The following is a 22,525-nucleotide window of genomic DNA, read 5'->3' on the forward strand; positions in this document are numbered from 1 at the left end:
GTAAACTCCTTTCTTTTTGAGAATGGCACAAGCGAACAATTGTGGGTGGGTATTCCCTGCGTGGTTGCTCGGCCCTTTTCTCATGCTTCGTTCTCTCTGTCACGAGACGAGGTCACGTTTCTTCCATTTATAATAGCTATCACCATAGTGGATGTTTATCTGCACGCGATATTACACGTTTTCTACAAGAAATTTTTCATCAATCGCTTGGATCCCAAGACCTATTGCATTTCCCAATATGATTTGGTTATTTTTATAGCTGATTCCTCCAATTGCAATGTCACTTACTAACATTAGAGGAGCATCTAAGTCATAGCGTGTTACGTTAGGATGGCTTGCCGCGAAATGTGCTGCTGCTGTAATACCAACTTTTGTTTCAATCATGCTTCCGACCATGCATTCTACTCCATAAGCCTCAGCAAGTGTAGCAATTTTGATGGCTTGATGGATTCCCCCCGACTTCATCAATTTAATATTGATTAAATCTGCTGCCCCCATTTCGAGAACACGTTTTGCGTCATCCACTGAGAATACACTTTCATCCGCCATAATTAACGTATCTGTATTTTCCGTCACATATTTCAATCCTTCTAAATCACGTGCGATAACTGGCTGTTCAATTAAGTCAATTCCTAGCCCGAGTTCCTCCATGTGTCTAATTGCTCGAACAGCTTCTTTTGCTTGCCAGCCTTGGTTTGCATCTAGACGAATTTGGATGCCTGAACCAATTTCATTTCGAATCGTTTGAATTCGCTTAATATCTGTTGCAATTTGATCTTTGCCTACTTTAATTTTTAAAATGGAAAATCCATTTTGACTATATTTTTTTGCATCCCGAGCCATTTCCTCTGGCGTGTTCACGCTCACCGTATAGTCTGTTTCAATCGATTCTTGAACGCCTCCAATAAATTGATAGAGTGGAAGATTTGCCTGCTTTGCGATACAGTCATAAAGTGCCATATCCATTGCGGCCTTTGCACTCGTATTACGTAACACACTGTTTTCTATTTTCCGAAAAATTATTTCTCGCATTTGAAGGGGGTTGTCGATGAGTAATGGTTTAAAAATAGAATGTATCGCATAATCAATACTTGCTAGACTCTCACCTGTGATAACATGTGTTGGTGGTGCTTCTCCCCAACCGACAATCCCATCTGCACAAGTTACTTTCACAATAATCGTCTCAGCGACTGTTACGGTGCGTAACGCCGTTTTAAAAGGTGTATGTAATGGAATTGCTCCTCGGTATGTTTCGATTGATTTTATTTGCAATTCGCTCGCCTCCACTTCGTTCTGTTAATCGAAGCTTATTTCACTCCTGGTTCGATTCGTAACCGTTTTTCGATTGTTGAAAGTTTAGCCCATACTCCTAGTGGTACAGAAAAATGAGGGAAACAGTGTCCAATCTTAAATCCACTCATTACAGGTCCATGAAAATCTGAAAAATAATCTGTAAATACTTCATCCAGTGTCAGGGACGGGTTAACCTTCGAATTCACCTCCGAAAAATCTCCGAGCACTATACCATGCGCACCACAAAGCTTGCCAGCTAGCCTTAATTGATTCAGCATCCCATCAATACGATAAGGCTCTTCGCCAATATCCTCTAATAGCAAAAGCTTGCCTGTTGTCTCCACTTCATACGGGGTACCAAGTGTACTGACGAGTAAAGACAGATTTCCTCCGACCATCTGCCCAACCGTTTCTCCGGCTGCATAAACCTTAAGCGGCGAAATAACCTCTGAATAATCTAATTGTGTTGGGGTAAATAATTGCCTGAACAGCTGTGCTGAAAATTGATCAAAATCGCTTTTTCCAATATCCGATGCAAGCATTGGACCATGAAAAGTGATGAGCCCTGTTTGTTGATAAATCGCTGTATGTAAATACGTAATATCGCTATACCCCCAGATTATTTTGGGGTTTTGCCTAATCAATTCATAATCAATGCAATCTGCTAGCCTACCAGTTCCGTAGCCACCGCGCGCAAAAATAATTGCCTTTACTTCCGTATCTATAATCATGTCGTGCAAATCGCTAAGTCGTTCTTCATCTGTTCCAGCTAAAAACCCTCGTGTTTGCTTAATATTTCTTCCTAGCTTTACACGAAGACCCATCTCGTTAAAAAATGCAATTGCTCGTTGTAACTTTTCCTGATCTGGAGGTCCTGCAGGTGCAGTAACACCAATTGTATCGCCCTTTTGGAGCCGTATTGGATGAATCATTGAATCCCACCTTTCATTATGTATACGTACTATTTGAAACGAAAAATACTATATACTTATATGAAAATGGGAGAGACCCACATACAATGTAAGTGAGTCACCTTCCCCGCATCTAGATTCAGCGCTAAAGCTGCAGTGAGAATTATCTCACCTCCGTACGCCGCTAGCCGATCGCTTACGCTATTGTTCCTTAATTTTTATCTGCATATTTCAAATCAAAGTATCCTACTGGATGACGAAGGATTCCTTCTACCCCGTCCGCTTGTAATACAACCGTATTGTAATAACGAAGCGGCACTGCAATCATTTCCTCGGCAAGCAGTCTTTCTGCCTCATATAGGTATTCGTAGCGTTTTTCTTCATCTGTTTCTGATTTACCATTCGCAATCAATTCATCATATTCGGCATTAGACCAACCTGTTCGGTTCATATAGGAGTCCGTAATAAAGCTTTCCAGGAAGTTAACCGGGTCACTGTAATCATTGATAAAGGAACTACGTGAGAATTGCAGCTCCAGGTTTTGCTGTGCTTCGGCAAATACGTTCCACTCTTGGTTTTCTAATGTCACATCAATACCAAGATTATCGCTAAGCATACCTTGAACGGTTTCTGCTACTGCTTTATTCAAATCAGTTGTGTTATACGATAATACAATTGGCGGGAGCTCTTCATAGCCCTCCTCTGCCATACCTTCCTCTAATAACTGTGTTGCTAAATCTGGGTCAAATGTTACAAGATCACCATTTTCTTCACGGAAGTCCCCACCAGAAGGTGTAGTGAATCCTGGTGAAACAAATCCATATGCAGGATCAACACCAGTTTTCACAACATAGTCAGCAATATCCTGTCTGTTGATCGCATAGGCAATTGCTTGCCTAATTTTCTTGTTTTGGAATGGCTCTTCAGTAATATTAAAACGGAAGAATTCTAGACCCCCATAGTTTCCAATATATACATTGTCCCCATCAATTAATTGATCCGATAGCTCTGGTGGAATGGTCGCAGTATCCAATTCACCCGTTTCAAACATTTGATATTGCGTATTTGTATCATTGACCATTGCAAAATGAACCTTATCTAATTTTACTGCTTCTGCATCCCAATATTCTGGGTTTTTAGCAAATACCATTTCTGTACCGTGTGTCCATGACTCCAGCATGAACGGACCATTCGCTACAAATGTATCTGCTTCTGCATGCCAGCTTGGGTTTTCTTCAGCGACCCGATGATTGATCGGGAAAAACGCTGGGTTTGTTAATAGGTCAAGGAAGAACCCAGTCGGTGCTTCAAGTACAACTTCTAATGTCTTTTCATCAGCTGCAGTTACAGCAACATCGTCTGCACTACCCTCACCTGTGTTAAATGCTTCTCCACCTTTAATAAAGTAACCAAGAAATGCTGCAGATGAAGCATTCTCCGGATCAAGCATATACTTCCACGCATATACAAAGTCTTCGGCTACAACTGGATCACCATTCGACCAGTTCGCATCCTCTCTTAGATGGAACGTATACGTTAGCCCGTCCTCAGAAATATCCCATGATTCTGCAACACCTTCTGCCGCTACAGATTCCTCGTTCAGCCTTGTTAAGCCTTCCATCAGATTGTTTAATGGATCCCATGAAACTGCATCAAAGCCTATAGACGGATCTAATGACGAAGGCTCTACACCATTATTCAAACGAAGAATTTTCTCACCCGGATTCTCTTCTACTGCCTCAGCATCATTTGAATCTGTTTCTGTTTCTCCTGTATCACTCTCTTCTGGTTCTTGTCCTGCATCTTCATTTGCAGTACATGCTGCTAAGACGACAACTGTTGTCAATGCAAGCAAAAATAATAGTAACCTCTTCATGCCTTTTCCCCCTTTTTATAATAGTGATTTGGACTGCATGGACTTTCGTTTCATCCATAACAGCCCCTTCCAGCTCCACAACGCTAAAGCCCTATCGAGTCTTCCGAAGCACTTGCGAGTTAGAGCCTTACTGCAGTTAATAGCTGTTTAGCCCGTTCATCCTGTAGCCAGCAGTTTACATGATGTGATTCTGATAGCTCCTTACTCGCGGGATAAACTTTATCACACACCTCCATCGCAAATGGACACCTGGCAGTGAATGGACACCCTGCAGGAGGTGAGAATAAATCTGGTGGTGTTCCATCGATTGGAGTAAGCTTTTCTCCTTTTAAGTCGAGACGTGGAACAGAATTCAATAAACCTCGTGTATAAGGATGCTGTGGCTTGTAGAAAATTTCCCGCTTCGTTCCCGTTTCAATGATCTTACCGGCATACATTACTGCGATTCGATCTGCAATCTTTGCGACAACACCAAGATCATGTGTTATTAAAATAATCGATACACCTGTTGCAATTTGAATTTTTTCAAAAAGCTCGAGAATTTGTGCTTGAATTGTTACATCAAGTGCGGTAGTTGGTTCATCTGCAATGAGAAGATCCGGCTCGCAAATTAACGCAATTGCAATTACAATTCGCTGGCGCATTCCACCGCTAAATTGATGCGGATACTGCTTTAGGCGTTCTTCTGGATTCGAGATACCTACAAGATCCATCATCTCAATAGCTTTCCTCTTTGCTTCGTTACTCGATACTCCGTGATGCGCAATCACTCCTTCCATTAGCTGTGTGCCAATGGTTAAGGTTGGATTAAGTGCGGTCATAGGATCTTGAAATATCATAGAAATATCCACACCGCGAATAGAACGCATTTGTTTTTCCGAGTATTTAACAAGATTCTTTCCTTTAAATTTAATTGAACCATCTGTAATCTTCCCCGGCGGGTTTGGGATCAAGCGCATGATTGCATTAGATGTAACACTTTTCCCACAGCCTGACTCACCTACAATTGCCAGTGTTTCTCCTTTATTCAAATGAAAATCAACTCCGCGGACGGCTTTTACGGTTCCACCATAAGTAGTAAACGTCACGTGGAGGTTATTAACTTCTAAAATTTTTCCCATGGTGTCCCCTACTTTCTTAATTTCGGATCAAGTGCATCCTGCAATCCATCCCCTAGTACATTAAAGGCAAACATCGTAAAGGATATAAAAAATGCCGGGAAGAACAATGTCCACCAGTTACCAGAAAGAATAGCTCCTAATGAGTCGTTTGCCATTACCCCCCAGCTTGCAAATGGAGACTGAATCCCAAGTCCAATAAAACTTAAAAATGCTTCCGCAAAGATCGCTGAAGGGACTGTTAATGTCATCTGTACGATAATCGGCCCCATCGTATTTGGTAATAAATTTTTCCGAATGATTCTTGAAGACTTCGTACCGAATGATTTGGAAGCGAGAACAAATTCATAATTCTTGATTTGCAGAACCTGCCCTCGCACAATTCGGGCCATCCCGACCCATCCGGTTACCGTAAGTGCAATAATAATTGTCGAGAGACTCGGGCCTAATACGACGAGTAGTAATATGACGACTAATAAATACGGTAATCCATATAAAATTTCAATGATGCGCATCATGACATTATCTGTACGTCCGCCTTTATAGCCAGAAATACCTCCCCAAATAATGCCAATGGTGACATCGATGAGGGCAGCCATTAATCCAACGAACAAGGAGATTCGTGCACCATACCATGTTCTAGTAAAAACGTCTCTTCCAGCATTATCCGTCCCAAACCAGTGCTCTGCAGAAGGTGGCTGATACTGGTTTGGCAGATCTTGTTGATTGACCTCATAAGGTGATAGTATTGGGCCAAATATAGCCATTACTGCCAGCAATATTAAAAATAAAAGTCCCAACATTGCAAGTTTATTCTTCAGTAGTCGTCTCCATGCATCCTTCCAGTAGGATAGCGATGGTCTAGCAACAACCTCCGCGGCACCTTCATCTTTTTCTTTCCACTTAAACCATTCATCCGGGACTTGAGAAGGAGAGTGTGCTGACTTTACTTCATTCACAGACTTCATATTACTCCCCTCCCTTTCGATGGAACTTAATGCGTGGATCTAATATTCCATAAGCGATATCCACAAGGAACAGCATGATGATTAAAAATGCACTATAAAATACAGTTGTCCCCATAATTACGGGATAATCACGTTGGTTAATACTTTCAACGAAATACTTACCCATCCCTGGTATGGCAAAAATCTGTTCAATAACAAAGGTTCCAGTTAAAATTCCTGCCAGCAGAGTTCCCATGATTGTTACAACCGGCATTAACGCATTACGAAGTGCGTGTTTAAATACGATTTTCCAAGGAGACAATCCTTTTGCCTTTGCCATTTTTATGTAATCCTGAGTTAACACTTCCAACATTGTCGAACGGGTAAGTCTAGCAATAATTGCCATCGGCCCCGTTGCAAGTGCAGCAATTGGCAGAATCATATGCGCTGGGCTTGACCAAGTTGCAGTAGGTAACAATTCCCACGTTACAGCTATCTGTTGAATAAGTAACGTTGCTAAAATAAAGTTTGGTATGGATATACCGAGAACAGCAATCCCCATCGCTAAATAATCAATCACACCATTATGTCGTAAAGCAGCAAGGATTCCTAAAATAATCCCAGAGATAACAGCAACAATAATGGTTAAAATTCCAAGCTCAAATGAGATCGGAAACCCTCTAGCCAATAAATCATTAACCGATTGATTTGGCTGTTTTATGGATGGCCCAAAATCAAACGTCACGATCGACTTTAAGTAAAGCAAATATTGAATGGGATAAGGCTCATCTAAATTATAATGTGCTTCTAAATTAGCCCGAATTGTTTCATTTGATGATTGATCACTATTAAATGGTGAGCCTGGTATACTAACCATTAAAATAAAGGTTAATGTAATAATTACCCACAAAGTTACGAGCATTATTAGGAATCGTTTTAATATGTATTTCAGCACGACCTAGCACCCCCGTATGATTCTTTTTTCATGTTGCATCATCTATTCAATTATCGTTTCTTAGTTAACCGAACAAAATACAACGCTTACATTTTATGAAAACTTTGACTGTAAAGCGAGCTCAATCATGACCAGCATTGCTTGATAGGCTTCCAGAATATCATCTGCTTTGAAACCTACAATTGTTGTACCGGGTTCAATCCATGTTTTGGGCATTAAATTTGCCCATTCAGCCTGTCCGTAGTTATTAAATTCAATACGAAGTAATGGCTTCTCTGGTGGGACTAGGGCTTTTACTTGGTTACGGTTCTTTAGTGCCTCATTTACCTTTACTTTTAAAAGTGCCTCTGCTTTTTTTGGTGTCATGCTTTTGACAGCGGATCTTGAAATGGTTTCTTTAACTGCGACAGTGGTTACATTGGGGTTAAGCTCCTTCGCCTCCTTTACTGCTTGATCATCACCAGATACAAATAAAAGCGGGATACCGTAATAGCCAGCAACATAGGCATTGAGCCCCATTTCTCCAATTGCATGATCATTGATGAAAATATTCCGTACAGCATGAATCATGGAATGGGATAACACACCAAACTGACTAGCGCGAGCATGATAGCCTATAAACATTGCTCCATCATATGTATCATCTAAACCTTGTACCATTGAAAAAGGCTTTGCATCACCCGTAATTAGCGATGCTTCGGGATGAAGCTCATCAATAAGTATATTGTTCATTTTTGAATGACTATCATTGACCAGCACTTCTTTACAACCATATGTAAACGCCGTCTCAACAACTTTATTTACTTCTTTGGTCATTATTTTTCGTGAACGTTCGTAATTATGCTCGCTTGGAGTTAGGAAAGTATAATCAGGTATACCTGTAATCCCTTCCATGTCAACAGATAGGTATAATTTCATATCTTCTTCTCCTTGCTATGAATTTTATTATTTGTTTTTTCTCAATTTTAACACACCGTTAACAAAAAGAGAAGTTTGAATTTTCCGTTCTATAACTTTTATATATACCCGAGAATGAATATTTCAGTTATCGTTCTACTGCGCACGCAAAAAAACAGGCGTATCATTCGATTACACCTGTTTTCCCTTAAATTACTATAAAATTGCTTATTAGTCATTAGACAAACTTCATACATATATAAATATTATTACACGTATCGCTTAAAATTCAGCTGCTATTTTTGCATTTGATAAATCAAGTACAGGTTGTACAGATTCTTTAGTTTCATCAATACGCTCTATATCTGCACCTAATGCTGCCAATTTTCCAACGATATCTACATAGCCTCTATCCAAATGTTTTAGCTCTGTTACACGTGTATGGCCATTTCCAACTAAACCAGCTAAAATTAGAGCTGCTGCTGCACGAAGATCTGTTGCAGCTACCTCTGCACCTTGAAGATCAGACAATCCTTCAATAATTACGCTGCGTCCTTCAATCTTCATATTTGCATTCATCCGTCTAAATTCTTCTACATGCATAAAACGGTTTTCAAAAACGGTCTCCGTAATGACACTTGTGCCTTTTGCACGAAGCATCAATGCCATCATTTGTGACTGCATGTCTGTTGGGAACCCTGGATGTGGCAATGTTTTAATATCTGTAGCTTTTAAATCATCAGATCCAATAACGCGAATCCCTTCATCTTCTTCCATAACTTTTACATTCATTTCTTCCAATTTGGAAATAACGGAACGTAAATGTTCACTTTCTGCATTTTCGATTAAAACATTTCCACCAGTAATTGCAGCTGCAACCATGAATGTACCTGCTTCAATACGATCAGGAATAATGGAATGTTCTACTCCACATAGCTTTTCCACACCATGAATACGAATTGTTTCCGTACCAGCACCAACAATTCGTGCACCCATTTTATTCAAGTAATTTGCCAAATCTACAATTTCTGGCTCTTTTGCACAGTTTTCAAGGACTGTTTTGCCTTCTGCGAGGGCAGCTGCCATCATAATGTTCTCAGTTGCTCCAACACTTGGCATATCTAAATAAATCTTTGCACCTTGAAGACGGCCGTCTACTTTTGCTTCTACAAAGCCATTACCAACATGAATCTCGGCCCCCATAGCTTCAAAGCCCTTTAAATGTAAATCAATTGGTCTTGAACCAATCGCACATCCACCTGGCATTGCAACTTTCGCGTGTCCATAACGGGCCAATAATGGTCCCAAAACAAGTACAGAAGCACGCATTTTTCGTACATATTCAAATGGTGCTTCTGTTTCCAAACGCTTTGAAGCATCCACATATACCGTGTTGCTCTCAGCATCAAAATCAACATCGGCATTCATATTTCTTAAAACTTCATTAATTGTATATACGTCAGCTAAAACGGGGACTTCTTTAATAACGCTTTTTCCTTCACTAGCAATTAGACTTGCTGCTATCACAGGAAGTACTGCATTTTTAGCACCTTCAACGCGAACAGCGCCACTCAGTTTCTGTCCACCTCTTACGATGATTTTCTCCATGTTTATAAATCTCCTTCAGATCCAATTTCACTATATTAATATTCATGTATTAGGATAGGTGTTCCTATCGTATATTTCAGTTCTTCTTTTTCGTTCGTTGCTATAGCTAATTGTAAGTTCAACGGGGCATCATCAATGATGAAATTTTCTTTCCATAAGTCTGTATACCCGTATACAATTTTTTTATGTGTTGAATTTTTTACTGTGTCGAATTGTGTCTTAATATGTCGTAAATCAAAATAACTTATGATTTCCTCTACAAGAACATCAGACTCCATTATACCACTAAAATCTGTAGTCAGACAAGCAAATGTTTTTGACGTTTCTGTTAAATATTTCTCCACTATCTCACGCTTTTTGGAAAGGTAATTTCCCTCAATTTCCTCGTTCCATTTCGTGCCTTCTATTATTACAATGATTTCTGATTTAATCGTAGTGTCCTTGGGAATAACAATTGTATAGGATACTTGCAAAGCATTGTGTTTAGCGTCTTCCCTAAGCAAATATTTTATAGCATTTCCATCTTCGCTTCTAGTGACAAAACTACCATTTTTCATTTTATCTAATTGCCGTTCTGCTTGTTCTGCTGTTACACTCTCTTTCATTGTAACCTGCCAGCTTTCAATTGGAATCCCATTGCTTATTGTAAAGTTTGCTAAATCAATCATTTCGTCAGATTCCATCCCGTGGACTACTGGTTTAGCAGTGATTAATAAAAATAGCACTAATAAAATTGATAGTTTTCTCATAATAAAATCCCCCTGTATTAAACGAATAGCATTAGTTTAGACAGAGAGACTACATCGCATACCTTACAAATAACGACAAGTTTTTGACCAAATATCTTAGTTTGCACACATCTGATAATGGATTAATACCCTTATAAAAAGATTATCATGCAACGAACTTCATACACAATCTTGAACGAGATATAAACGCATTAGAAAAGATAGATTAGATCGCTAGACCATCTTAAAATATCAAGGAGAAATTGACTTACTCCAGTTCCAATTACAATTGCAAGGAACAGTAGAAAGATTCTTCCTTCCGTTGTTCTTCCCTTCTTAATTATTGGTTCAAAATTCATTGCTAGAATGATTCGCCATGAAATATAAATGAAGAGCAGATGTGAAATGATACTAAATAAAGCCATTTGTCCAATTGAAAACATATTGACCACCTTTGTTTAGTTGCTAATTGTTACATTGCCATGATTAAAAAGAAATGTCAATGCTTTTATACGCTCAATTACTATATCATTTTTTGGAGATAATTCAGTTATTCCGATGCTTTATCCCGCCATTTCCCGGGAAATATCGACAGGAGTGAATGGAAATAATAGAATGGATTTTGTATCGGGCATTAGTAAGAACAGCGTGACCTGTTTACTTATCTGCGCTGTAAAATAGAGGATTGGATATCGTGTTTCTTTGGAATCGTTCACACGTAAAAAATCTCTTACAACATTTCGTTATAAGAGATTCTCATACATTTAACTGCCTACATTTAGGCGATTGGTTGCGCGTTTGAGTGCTAATTCAGCCCGTATTTTATCGATATTATCGGCTTTTGCTTGAAGACGACGTTCCGCACGTTCTTTCGCTTCCTTTGCGCGTTGTACATCAATTTCTGCAGCTTTTTCAGCAGATTGAGCAAGAATCGTCACTTTATCTGGTTGGACCTCCATAAATCCACCATTTACCGCTAAATGTTTCGTCTCTGATCCTGTCTTGAGACGAACAGCGCTGATTTGTAATGGAGCTACAAGAGGTATGTGTCCAGGTAAGATACCGATTTCTCCAGTTTCTGCCTTACAGACAACCATATCAAAACTACCCTCTAAAACCGGACCACTAGGAGTAACAACACTCACTTCCAGTGTTTTCAATGTAACCCCTCCTAAGACTTGGTAGAAGAAAGCTGTGATAATTCATCAGAGTTTCTTCAGAAATATCATTTCTACAGTATTCTCCTACCTATTATCTATTATTCCATGCCTTTTGCTTTTTCAAGTACTTCTTCAATACGTCCCACAAGACGGAATGCATCCTCTGGTAGGTGATCATACTTACCTTCTAAGATCTCACTGAATCCAGCTACAGTTTCTTTAACAGGCACATAAGAACCTTTTTGTCCTGTAAATTGTTCTGCAACGTGGAAGTTTTGAGAAAGGAAGAATTGGATACGACGTGCTCTTGAAACGACTAATTTATCTTCATCGCCAAGCTCATCCATACCTAGAATCGCAATAATATCCTGCAGCTCACGATAACGCTGTAGTGTTTGTTGTACTTCTGTTGCTACGCGATAATGCTCTTCTCCAACAATCTCTGGATCTAGTGCACGTGAAGTAGATGCTAAAGGATCCACAGCAGGGTATATACCTTGTTCAGATAGACCACGGTCTAGGTTTGTCGTTGCATCCAAGTGTGCAAACGTTGTTGCCGGAGCCGGATCCGTGTAGTCATCGGCAGGTACATAGATCGCCTGAATCGATGTTACGGAACCTTTATCTGTTGATGTAATACGTTCTTGCAATTGTCCCATTTCCGTTGCTAGTGTTGGTTGGTAACCAACAGCAGATGGCATACGTCCAAGTAGTGCTGAAACCTCAGATCCTGCCTGTGTGAAACGGAAGATGTTATCAATGAATAGCAATACATCTTGTCCTTGCTCATCACGGAAGTATTCAGCCATCGTAAGACCTGTTAATGCTACACGCATACGTGCACCAGGTGGTTCGTTCATTTGTCCGAATACCATCGCTGTTTTAGCAATAACACCAGAGTCTTTCATTTCATAGTAGAGGTCATTTCCTTCACGAGTACGCTCTCCAACTCCTGCGAATACAGAAATACCACCATGTTCTTGAGCAATGTTATTAATTAATTCCTGGATTAAAACGGTTTTACCTACACCAGCACCACCAAATAGACCAATTTTTCCACCTTTAATATATGGAGCTAATAAGTCTACTACTTTGATACCTGTTTCTAGAATTTCAGTTTCTGTAGACAAGTTTTCAAACTTAGGTGCTTCACGGTGAATTGGGTCTAAGCGTAATCCGTCTGCTAACGGTTCATCCAAGTCAATTTTTTCACCTAAAACATTAAATACACGTCCTAATGTTACATCTCCTACTGGAACGGAAATAGGTCTTCCAAGGTTTTCTACTGTTGCGCCACGTTTAACACCGTCAGTTGATGACATTGCAATTGTGCGAACACTGTTATCTCCTAAATGAAGAGCTACTTCTAATGTAAGATCTGTATTTTCGTCTTGGACAACTAAAGCGTTATATATTTCTGGGAGTGTGCCGTCTTCAAATCTAACGTCAACGACCGGTCCCATTACTTGTGTAACGTGTCCTTTACTCATCGCTTTTCCTCCTAACTTACTTAAAGCCTGTTAAAGAAGCTTATTCAAGCGCTGCTACTCCACCACTGATTTCTGTGATTTCCTGTGTAATCGCCGCTTGACGTGCACGGTTATATGTCAATGATAAGTCATCAATAAGGTCACCAGCATTATCTGTTGCACTTCTCATTGCAGTCATACTTGCCGCATGTTCACTTGCTTTTCCATCCAATAAAGCACCGAATATTAAGCTTTCGGCATACTGTGGTAAAAGAACTTCCAGAATTTGTTCTTGATCCGGATCATATTCATAATCATTGTTAATGGCAGAGTGTGCGTCCAAATTCTCGATTGGCAGCAATTTTTTTGCAGTTACCTTTTGAGAGATTGCACTAACATAATGATTGTAAATAATGTTAAGTTCATCGATTTCTCCGTCACTATACATTTGCACTGTCTCAGAAGCTAATTCTTTGATATCTGCGAATGTAGGGTGGTCTGCCATTCCAAGAATACTATTTGACATGGGCAGATCACGTTTCTTACAGAAGTCGTATCCTTTGCGCCCTACAGCAATGACTGTATATTCGTCTTTACTTTCATGACGCTTTTCAATTGTTTGAACCAAGTTTCGCAGTATATTACTGTTATAAGCACCAACCAATCCACGGTCAGAGGTTATAACTAAATAGGCTGTTTTTTTCACTTCACGTTTAATCAACATCGGATGAGATACATCTGTATTGCTATTAGCGATACTAGCTACAACTTCCTGGAGTTTATCTGCGTAAGGAACGAACCCTTTTGCATTCTGCTCTGCTTTACTCATTTTTGAAGCGGATACCATTTGCATTGCACCAGTAATTTTCTTTGTTTTCTTTGTTGAATCTATTCGAGCTTTTAAATCTCTAAGTGATGCCAAGCTTTTTCACCACACTTTCCTGACAGAGGTTGAGCCGGAAAAGGCTGTGTCATGTCAACTCTTTCCGGTCCATTATTCTCTTTTCGAAATCTATTGACAAAGGGAAACACTTTTTCAGGTGTTTGTACCTTCGTTTACTTAATTTGTCGTTGGTAAGAATGTTTTCTTGAATGCTTCAATAGCAGATTTCATATCGCTATCATCTGGCAAGTTACCTGTTTCACGGATGGTAGTCAATAATTCATTGCGATTGCTTTCAAGCCATACATTCATTTCACTCTCGAAACGAAGTACATCTTCTACTGAAATATCATCTAAGAATCCTCTTGTTAGTGCATAAAGAATCATTACTTGTTTCTCAACAACCATTGGCTTATGCAAACCTTGCTTCAGAACTTCTACCGTTCTTTGTCCACGATTTAATTTAGCCTGTGTTGATTTATCCAGATCTGATCCAAATTGTGAGAAGGCTTCTAGCTCACGGAATGACGCAAGATCAAGACGTAATGTACCAGCAACTTTCTTCATTGCTTTAATTTGTGCTGACCCACCAACACGGGATACAGATAAACCGGCGTTAATTGCTGGTCTTACACCTGAGAAGAACAAGTCAGATTGCAAGAAAATTTGTCCATCTGTAATTGAAATTACGTTCGTTGGAATATATGCAGCGATGTCGCCTGCCTGCGTCTCAACGAATGGTAATGCAGTTAAAGAACCGCCACCACGTGCATCACTTAATTTAGCAGCACGCTCTAGTAAACGTGAATGCAAGTAGAATACATCCCCTGGGAACGCTTCACGACCCGGAGGACGACGAAGCAGCAAGGAAAGCTCACGGTATGCTACTGCTTGTTTTGACAAGTCATCATATACAACAAGTACGTGTTTCCCGTTGTACATAAATTCTTCACCCATTGCTACACCTGCATATGGTGCAAGGTATAATAATGGTGCAGGATCAGAAGCTCCTGCTGTTACAACGATTGTGTAATCTAATGCGCCGTACTTACGGAACGTTTCTACAGTATTTCGAACAGTCGATTCCTTTTGTCCAATTGCAACATAAATACAAATCATATCTTGGTCGCTTTGGTTCAAAATGGTATCAACGGCTACTGTTGTTTTTCCTGTCTGACGGTCACCAATGATAAGCTCACGTTGTCCACGACCGATTGGCACCAATGCATCAATCGCTTTGATTCCCGTTTGCAATGGCTCATCAACTGATTTACGATCCATTACTCCTGGAGCCTGCGCTTCAATTGGACGGGTTTTAGAAGTTTCAAGTGTACCTTTCCCATCAATTGGCTGTCCTAGTGGGTTTACAACACGTCCCAATAATTCTTCTCCAACTGGTACTTGCATGATACGTCCTGTTCGACGAACTTCATCGCCTTCTTTAATCCCTGTGTAAGGCCCTAGAATAACGATACCAACGTTGCTTTCTTCTAAGTTTTGCGCTAGTCCCATAACACCGTTTGAGAATTCAAGCAACTCTCCAGCCATTGCGTTATCAAGTCCGTGTGCACGTGCAATCCCGTCCCCGATTTCAATAACTGTTCCAACGTCACTAACTTCGATATCTGTATCGAAATTTTCAATTTGCTGTTTAATTAGTGTACTGATTTCTTCAGCATTTATGCTCATACCATTTCACCCCTATCATCTTTGTTCATAATAAGCATGTATAAAATTCAATTCCATGTTAGAAGACCATGTCAAGTATGTATGCTTAACTTTGGTCTGTACGTTGCCTGTTCACATTAATTAGTAGAAACAATGCGTTTTGAAATACGATCTAATTTTCCACTAATTGTTCCATCATAGATTGTGTTTCCAACGCGAATTTTAATTCCACCAATAATGGAAGGATCTACAATGTTTTTCAAATTGATTGCAGTTTTACCGATTCGTTTTGCGAATGTTTGCTGCAACTCAGTTTTTTCAACATCTGTTAATTCACGTACAGAATAAACCGTTGCATCCGCGATACCCTTAGCATCATTCACTAATTGAATGAAACTTACGATAATGTTGGAAAGAGCTTTAATGCGTCGGCGTTCAACAAGCAGTTTGATTGTATTGATAATATCTGCTTGTATACCTTGAAACACTTTCGTAATCAGTTGTTTCTTTTCCACATTATCAATTTTGGGATGCATTAAGAAAGTTTCCAATTGTTTATTTTTGTTAAATACTTCTTGAACGACTCTGAATTCCTTCACGAGTTGATCCAGTGTATTCTTTTCAAGTCCGAGTTGGTAAAGAGCGTCTGCATAACGTTTAGCTACAACAACTTCACTCATCGCTCTTCTCCTACCTCTTTAATGTAATCATTGATCAATTTCTCTTGATCTTGTGCACTTATTTCCTTTTCAATCACTTTACTTGCAATAAGTACGGATAAGGATGCAACTTTATCTTGAAGTGCTTGTAATGCTTTTTCCTTCTCATTTTGAATATCAGCTTGAGCTGCTAGGATTAAGCGGTCTGCCTCTTTACGTGCAGCTTCAACAATATCCTGTTCTTGCTTTGCTCCAGCTGCCTTTGCGTCCTCAATTAATTTTTGAGCTTCTTCTCTTACTTGGTTTAGCTGTGCCGCAGCATCCTTTGAAGCTTTTTCAGCCTCAAGACGACTTTTTTCTGCTGCTTCAATTTCTCCAGCTACATACTCCTCACGCTCTTGCATTTTGTTCATGAGGGGTCCCCAAGCGAATTTTTTTAGTAATGCTAGCAACACAAGGAAGAAGAATAATTGGACAAACATGTCTCCTACTCTTAGTCCTCCAACACTAGCTCCAATTGTCATAAAGTCAATGTATGAATGCACTGATTTCACTCCTTTCAATGTGACTTCACATCTATTTACCTATAGTGATTCATTTTATTTTCATATCACCTGAAAGTTACATAAAGGAATGGCGAAGATTCTATGGTAACGAACTTCGCCATTATGTTTTAAATAAAATACAAATACAATTACATGAAGATAGCCATAAATGCGATAACTGCTGCGATGATTGGAATCGCCTCAACAAGTGCTACCCCGATAAACATCGTACCTTGCAATGCACCTCTAAGTTCTGGTTGACGTGCGATTCCCTCTACTGTTTTACTAACGATCATTCCGTTACCAAGACCTGCACCTAGTGCTGCCAGGCCGATTGCGATTGCTGCTGCTAATGCTTCCATTGAAAATTTCCTCCTTTTATTTAAACCTAATATTATTTTTTATTTAATGGTCACTGCTCACTTTATGAGACATATACACCATTGTTAACATAACAAATACATAAGATTGAATTGCACCTATAAACACACTAAAGCCCATCCATGCCAGCATTGGTATTGCTGCTCCTAATGCTCCCAAGAAGCCTGACATTGCCATACCTACAAGTAAGGTTAATAATACTTCCCCTGCATAAATGTTACCAAATAGACGAAGACCTAATGTTAATGTGTTAGTAAACTCCTCTATAATTTTAAATGGCAGCATTAAAGGTACTGGGCTGACATACCCTTTGAAATATGCTTTTGTTCCTTGTGTTTTAATGCCATAGAAATGGGTTAATACGATAACCATAGCGGATAGTGTTAATGTTAATGTTGCATCTGCGGTTGGTGATTTCCACCATAAGTCATGACCGACCACTCCGACAGTCGCTACACCTACTAGGTTACTAACAAGGATGTAAAAAATCAGCGTTAATCCTAATGGAAGAAACACCTTCCCTGTTTTCCAGTCCATTGTGTCACTAATAATTCCTTTTACAAATTCAACTACCCATTCCATAAAGTTTTGCATCCCGGTTGGCTTCATCTGCAGTTTGCGACTTGCCCACACACAGAAAACAAACACAATTAGCGATACAACTGCAATCATGAGGACATTGGACATGTTAAAGTCGAGCCAGGAAATCCCAAAGACGTCATTAACTATTGGAGCTGTATGATCCAAAATTCTCCCCCCTTTACACTACATACTTATAAATCCGTTCATACTATGCCTGTTAAACTAGTTTACTTAATATGTTTTCTTTGAAAAATGAATCGAAAAGCAACATCAATTCCTATTATGATGTATGAAGATACAAGACCAAAAACTAGGGCAATAATATGAAAGATTTCATTAAATCGAAGTGCGATCAAAACGGAAAGCATTGTTGCAGCAAGCCTTGAGAATGTTCCCAATCCTCCGCGTACCTTTCCAGTTTCAATAACCGCTTTTCCCAGTGCTTTTGTTTTATGCTGCAGTAACCATAAATTGTAGAAGCTTACAGCGCTTCCTAACAATAAACCGTTAAAAATTCGAGGATACGATGAGAACCCTGCACCAATTACGATAATTGCAAGAAGAAAGAGCATCCATTTACGCTGCCTCGTTACCATCAAATCATATTCAGACATCATGTACTCTACTCTCCTAAACAATCAAACGATATTGTGGATGTTCTCATTACAAAATAAAGGCTGAAAAAACACGTGCATCCGCTTCCAAACATAATTGTTTACTATTAAACGGTTGTTATTTTCAGTCATTATTTTAAAATATTGGTCCTGTTTCACAGCCAAAAACACGGAAATGCTTATGTAACAGAAGTTGCTTTAAGGGAAATTAAGTCTGCCATTTTTCATGTCGAATGATACTAAAAATCGTCGTATCAGCTAACAAGATAGTTGCAGTTTATATAAAAATACACCTTCCCCCACAGTTAGCAAGTTTACAACAGCTTGACCACCATTGTCAATTAGGACACTAAGATAAATTGCAATTTTTAAATCATCCATAAAATACTGTCGTTGAAACAATATGTGACATTTTCTTATCTATAAATTTACAATTAAGTGACCCAACTTTCATTATAAATGAAAGTTGGGTCGTGTAATGTGACATCTTTGTGAACTCACTTGATTTTTTTGAGTTTTTTTGTCTCTTGTGAACAATGAATTATTCTATATATACAATAGATGGACTGCTTTCATATGTTCCGTCCTTGAGAAATACAGTTACTACCGCTAAATAATAACCTGTATCACCAGCATCTTTTTTACTTATTTCACCTTGATGTTCTCCTGTTTTTACATTTTCCATTTCTAAGAGTCGTCTCTTGAATACAAGACTTTCAGGATCGTATAGGTCAACTTCTACCCGTCTCGCAGGTTCTGTTAGATATATCCGATATTCATATGCTTCTTCAGAGAGAGTTTTCATCGCAAACTCAAATCCTGCTGTTTTGGGTTGATTCGCAGCTTGGTTCACAAAAATATATGGTAAGTTGTATTGGTTATCTTGAGATCTCAGTGTGATCCAGCCTTGATGTACACCTTGATCCATTCGAGCTGCTGTTATACTAAGCTCAATTGGGATTGTCTTTCTCTGATTGGCTTCGATCCTAAATGACATTGGCAGCTTCCAATTAACACCATTCTGTTGCTTTGGATAATCAAAGGTAAATGTCTGTGCAACATCTGTCATGTTCTCAATTGTTAATGAAAATTCACTTGTTTCTCTATACCCATTTATTAGTCCAAAGTTGAGTTGTGGATTGTGAATGATTGTTGTCGATTCAATTGCTTTTTCCGGTTGGATTTCTCCCGTTCCTTGAATCGTGGGAGCTAAAACATTACCTTCACCGATTACATGCGCGGTTGTTTTAAGTGCTCCGAAGATTTGCTGGGTCGACCAATCTGGGTGCGCCTCTTTGATTAATGCAATAGCACCAGTAACATGCGGTGCAGCCATACTAGTGCCATCAAGTGGCTCATAACCTCCTGGAACAGTGCTCATAATATTCGTCCCTGGTGCAACTACGTCTGGCTTAATATTCCAATTAACTGTAACTGGTCCTCTTGAGCTAAATGGAGCTATTGTTCGTTCTTCATGTTCGTATGCAGTTTCCAAATAAATACTTTCCCCTTCATTCTGCTCTTTCAGCCATACACCATCTTCCATGGCTATCGATACGACTGGTATATTTATTGGATCTTCTTTATTTTGAACAGAACCTCGAAACATTCCTTTCTCTTTATTATAGATTACAACCGCTACTGCGCCTTTTTCTTCAGCACGTTTTGCCATTTCATAGAACGGTGTTTCTCCACGTTTTATAAATGCGATACGCCCATTCAACTTTCCATTCTCTTCTGCCATATCAGCAATTGGATAGTCTTTTGTCAAATTCCATGGAGAAGAACCTACCATTTCAGTAAGCGGGATTGTACGATCGGCCATCGGTTCATAGAGTAGAGGGGTTTCTGTTGGTGCAGTTGATGCACCGACTGATAAAGCTTTGTCTGCAGTTGCTGGTGATCCTACAGTCCAATCTTGTGGGCCGCTATTACCATTTGCTATAACTACCGCTACACCTAGTTCTGTAGCTCTGTTAACTGCTACACTCGTTGGAAAGTCAGGAACATTAACGTTATTCCCAAGCGATAAATTAATAATATCTACCCCATCTTCAATCGCCTTCTCCATTGCAGCTATTACTTGCACAGATGTTCCTGCCCCCCCAGGACCAAGCGCTCGATATGCGTAAATTTCTGCATCTGGAGCGACTCCTTTCAATTCTCCGTCGGCCGCAATAATCCCTGCAACATGAGTACCGTGTGATGTCGGTATACCTTGTTCTGGAATTGTCTCCATTGGGTCTTCATCAAGGTCAACAAGGTCATATCCCCCACTATAATTTTTTTGCAAATCTGGATGGCTGTGGTCAATCCCAGTATCTATAACCCCAACCTTTACACCTTCACCGGTAAATGAAGTCGTATTTAGATCAGATGGGATTACCCCATTACCCTTTTCACGATTTCCATCCCAAGGAAGTGCTTTATATTGCTGTACCGAGTGAATACGTTGAACAAAAGGCAGCGATTCTATCTTCTGCAGATTTGCAGGAGCTCCCTGGATTGCAATGCCATTAAACAATTGGTGATAAACTGCAATAACCTCGATAAATGGATGATATATTTCCAAATACTCTTTATGTATCTCTGGATCCCCTTCTACTTCGATGATGATCGATTCCATTTCTTTTTCCGCATGAAGTTCTTGAGGGTATGGAATAAATAGAAGTAGAAGCAATAAAAAGATGCTAAAAATTCTCATAGGCGCCCACTCCCTTTTTTTAGCAATAGCTTTTGAAATAAATTACGTTCTTATACATTCGTTTCGATTACGCCGGATTTTTCTACCTTGCTTTTTCAGAAGAACTAATGGTATACTATTTTTTAGAAAACTTGGAATTCACCATGCCTTTGGATGAATACCTTGGTTGTACTTATGCAGCTAGGGAAGTTTTCCATCAAAATTCAATACGCATATTCCTTCGGGGTCGGGTGAAATTCCCAACCGACGGTGATGAAGCATAGCTTCTAAGTCCGTGACCCGTGCGGTTTTTATAAGATAGTTGATCAAAAAAGAGGGTAAAAAGGACCGAGAATTTCCAGGCGGCGTAGCCCCCGTACCCTCACGTATGCAATTAATACGTGAGGGTACGGGCTTGCACAACATGTGATGACTTCGACGTTCGACACAGGACGTGTTGGTAGTTAGTTGAAGGCCCCCTGTTCTCAAAATGTCATTTTTACCGGAAATTTTTGAACTACCTTTAACCTATAAACCAAGCGGTGGATCTGGTGCAAAACCAGAACCGACAGTTAAAGTCTGGATGGGAGAAGGAATTTTAGGTAGGCACGCTATTTGTAATGCTTTAGGCGAGTGCTGTTATTTGTATACTTTTTGTACAATTAACAGGATGCGATTTCGTTGTATTACATTATTTTTTCCATCGCTTACTATTAAAATTCTAATCACAAGCCTCTGAGGAAACTCAGGGGCTTTTTTCATTTCCTGCAGCTCCAGCGGCAAAGGACTGGCGAAACTTGCTAGCCTCCATACATCGCTGACCGAGCGCTGCCCCTTTTGTTGTTTACAAAGGATGCGATCTCTTTATGAAAGGAAGTGAGTTATATGTTTACAGGTTTAATCGAGGAAAAAGGTGTTGTAAAGAAAATGCTGAAGATTTCCAATCAAGCTGTCCAAATGACTATAGGATCCAGCAAGGTAATTGAGGACGTTTCTATTGGTGACAGTATTGCTGTTAATGGCATTTGCCTTACAGTGACAAGTTATAGTTCCAATAGCTTCCAAGTGGATGCTATGCCAGAAACGATAAAATCCACCTCTTTGCAAGCTTTAAAAACTGGTTCTGAGGTAAATCTAGAACGAGCAATGGCAGCAAATGGAAGGTTTGGCGGGCACTTTGTATCTGGCCATGTTGATGGTACAGGTCAAATTGTCCAGGTGTACCGAAAAGAAAATGCTATTTATTACGACATCGAAATATCTGAATCTCTTATTCCATTTTTAATGCATAAAGGTTCCATTACAGTTGATGGAATCAGTTTGACGCTTTTCCAAGTAAATCAGAATCGATTCACTATTTCCCTTATTCCCCACACCGCCTCCGAAACAATTCTTGGCGAAAAAGGCAAAGGGGATATCGTGAATATCGAGTGTGACATGCTAGCGAAGTATGTACGAAATATGCTCGATAATCAATATAAGAAGCACGGTGAAGAAATCAACCAAGATTTTCTTGAACAAAACGGATTCATATAGGAGGAATATTCA

Annotated in this window: 21 protein-coding genes; 1 reads left to right on the forward strand and 20 read right to left on the reverse strand. The window is 39.6% G+C overall.

Annotated features, from left to right (window positions below; genetic code table 11):
• Window positions 1-171: 171 nt before the first annotated feature.
• The 20 genes from MHH64_RS21095 to MHH64_RS21190 all read right to left on the reverse strand — a co-directional run bounded on the left by MHH64_RS21095 (window position 172) and on the right by MHH64_RS21190 (window position 20,998).
• Window positions 172-1,272, reverse strand: a complete 1,101-nt coding sequence (locus MHH64_RS21095; RefSeq protein ID WP_095307853.1) for a dipeptide epimerase — start codon at window positions 1,270-1,272, stop codon at window positions 172-174.
• Between the two features lie 35 nt (window positions 1,273-1,307).
• On the reverse strand, window positions 1,308-2,225 hold the full coding sequence (locus tag MHH64_RS21100) for an LD-carboxypeptidase (protein ID WP_118888512.1): 918 nt from the start codon (window positions 2,223-2,225) through the stop codon (window positions 1,308-1,310).
• Between the two features lie 190 nt (window positions 2,226-2,415).
• Window positions 2,416-4,080: a peptide ABC transporter substrate-binding protein gene (locus MHH64_RS21105; RefSeq protein ID WP_303448349.1), complete on the reverse strand. Its 1,665-nt coding sequence runs from the start codon at window positions 4,078-4,080 to the stop codon at window positions 2,416-2,418.
• A 119-nt stretch (window positions 4,081-4,199) separates the two neighbouring features.
• Complete coding sequence (locus MHH64_RS21110; RefSeq protein WP_118888511.1) at window positions 4,200-5,201, reverse strand: ABC transporter ATP-binding protein; 1,002 nt, start codon at window positions 5,199-5,201, stop codon at window positions 4,200-4,202.
• 8 nt (window positions 5,202-5,209) lie between these two features.
• Window positions 5,210-6,166, reverse strand: coding sequence for an ABC transporter permease (locus tag MHH64_RS21115; protein WP_095307849.1), 957 nt, complete (start codon window positions 6,164-6,166; stop codon window positions 5,210-5,212).
• 1 nt (window position 6,167) lies between these two features.
• Window positions 6,168-7,100 carry an ABC transporter permease gene (locus MHH64_RS21120; protein WP_095307848.1) on the reverse strand — a complete coding sequence of 311 codons (933 nt, stop codon included), beginning with the start codon at window positions 7,098-7,100 and terminating at the stop codon, window positions 6,168-6,170.
• A 93-nt stretch (window positions 7,101-7,193) separates the two neighbouring features.
• Window positions 7,194-8,018 (reverse strand): M55 family metallopeptidase, encoded by an 825-nt coding sequence (locus tag MHH64_RS21125; RefSeq protein ID WP_118888509.1) that lies wholly within the window; start codon window positions 8,016-8,018, stop codon window positions 7,194-7,196.
• A gap of 261 nt (window positions 8,019-8,279) precedes the next feature.
• Window positions 8,280-9,605: a UDP-N-acetylglucosamine 1-carboxyvinyltransferase gene (gene murA, locus MHH64_RS21130; RefSeq protein WP_095307846.1), complete on the reverse strand. Its 1,326-nt coding sequence runs from the start codon at window positions 9,603-9,605 to the stop codon at window positions 8,280-8,282.
• A 35-nt stretch (window positions 9,606-9,640) separates the two neighbouring features.
• Complete coding sequence (locus MHH64_RS21135; RefSeq protein ID WP_095307845.1) at window positions 9,641-10,354, reverse strand: YwmB family TATA-box binding protein; 714 nt, start codon at window positions 10,352-10,354, stop codon at window positions 9,641-9,643.
• A 191-nt stretch (window positions 10,355-10,545) separates the two neighbouring features.
• On the reverse strand, window positions 10,546-10,776 hold the full coding sequence (locus MHH64_RS21140; protein WP_095307844.1) for a DUF1146 family protein: 231 nt from the start codon (window positions 10,774-10,776) through the stop codon (window positions 10,546-10,548).
• Window positions 10,777-11,097: 321 nt separating this feature from the next.
• The gene (locus MHH64_RS21145) at window positions 11,098-11,493 is read right to left on the reverse strand and encodes a F0F1 ATP synthase subunit epsilon (RefSeq protein ID WP_095307843.1); all 396 of its coding nucleotides are present in this window, start codon (window positions 11,491-11,493) and stop codon (window positions 11,098-11,100) included.
• 98 nt (window positions 11,494-11,591) lie between these two features.
• Entirely contained in the window at window positions 11,592-12,983 is a 1,392-nt protein-coding gene (gene atpD / locus MHH64_RS21150; protein WP_095307842.1) for a F0F1 ATP synthase subunit beta, read from the reverse strand.
• A gap of 40 nt (window positions 12,984-13,023) precedes the next feature.
• Entirely contained in the window at window positions 13,024-13,884 is an 861-nt protein-coding gene (gene atpG, locus MHH64_RS21155; RefSeq protein ID WP_095307841.1) for an ATP synthase F1 subunit gamma, read from the reverse strand.
• Window positions 13,885-14,022: 138 nt separating this feature from the next.
• Window positions 14,023-15,534 carry a F0F1 ATP synthase subunit alpha gene (gene atpA, locus MHH64_RS21160; protein ID WP_095307840.1) on the reverse strand — a complete coding sequence of 504 codons (1,512 nt, stop codon included), beginning with the start codon at window positions 15,532-15,534 and terminating at the stop codon, window positions 14,023-14,025.
• 116 nt (window positions 15,535-15,650) lie between these two features.
• On the reverse strand, window positions 15,651-16,193 hold the full coding sequence (locus MHH64_RS21165; RefSeq protein WP_095307839.1) for a F0F1 ATP synthase subunit delta: 543 nt from the start codon (window positions 16,191-16,193) through the stop codon (window positions 15,651-15,653).
• Window positions 16,190-16,717: a F0F1 ATP synthase subunit B gene (atpF, locus tag MHH64_RS21170; RefSeq protein WP_340002409.1), complete on the reverse strand. Its 528-nt coding sequence runs from the start codon at window positions 16,715-16,717 to the stop codon at window positions 16,190-16,192. The genes MHH64_RS21165 and atpF overlap by 4 nt, the downstream gene beginning before the upstream one ends.
• Before the next feature lie 149 nt (window positions 16,718-16,866).
• The gene (gene atpE, locus MHH64_RS21175) at window positions 16,867-17,079 is read right to left on the reverse strand and encodes a F0F1 ATP synthase subunit C (protein ID WP_010648360.1); all 213 of its coding nucleotides are present in this window, start codon (window positions 17,077-17,079) and stop codon (window positions 16,867-16,869) included.
• 43 nt (window positions 17,080-17,122) lie between these two features.
• Window positions 17,123-17,845 (reverse strand): F0F1 ATP synthase subunit A, encoded by a 723-nt coding sequence (atpB, locus tag MHH64_RS21180; protein ID WP_095307836.1) that lies wholly within the window; start codon window positions 17,843-17,845, stop codon window positions 17,123-17,125.
• A 62-nt stretch (window positions 17,846-17,907) separates the two neighbouring features.
• On the reverse strand, window positions 17,908-18,297 hold the full coding sequence (locus MHH64_RS21185) for an ATP synthase subunit I (protein WP_340002410.1): 390 nt from the start codon (window positions 18,295-18,297) through the stop codon (window positions 17,908-17,910).
• A gap of 538 nt (window positions 18,298-18,835) precedes the next feature.
• Window positions 18,836-20,998, reverse strand: coding sequence for a S8 family serine peptidase (locus MHH64_RS21190; RefSeq protein ID WP_340002411.1), 2,163 nt, complete (start codon window positions 20,996-20,998; stop codon window positions 18,836-18,838).
• Between the two features lie 864 nt (window positions 20,999-21,862).
• Between MHH64_RS21190 and ribE the strand changes: the two genes are divergently transcribed.
• Complete coding sequence (gene ribE / locus MHH64_RS21195) at window positions 21,863-22,513, forward strand: riboflavin synthase (protein WP_251660254.1); 651 nt, start codon at window positions 21,863-21,865, stop codon at window positions 22,511-22,513.
• The last annotated feature ends 12 nt before the right edge of the window (window positions 22,514-22,525 follow it).

The organism is Oceanobacillus sp. FSL K6-0127 (assembly GCF_037983385.1).
GTDB lineage: Bacteria > Bacillota > Bacilli > Bacillales > Amphibacillaceae > Oceanobacillus > Oceanobacillus profundus.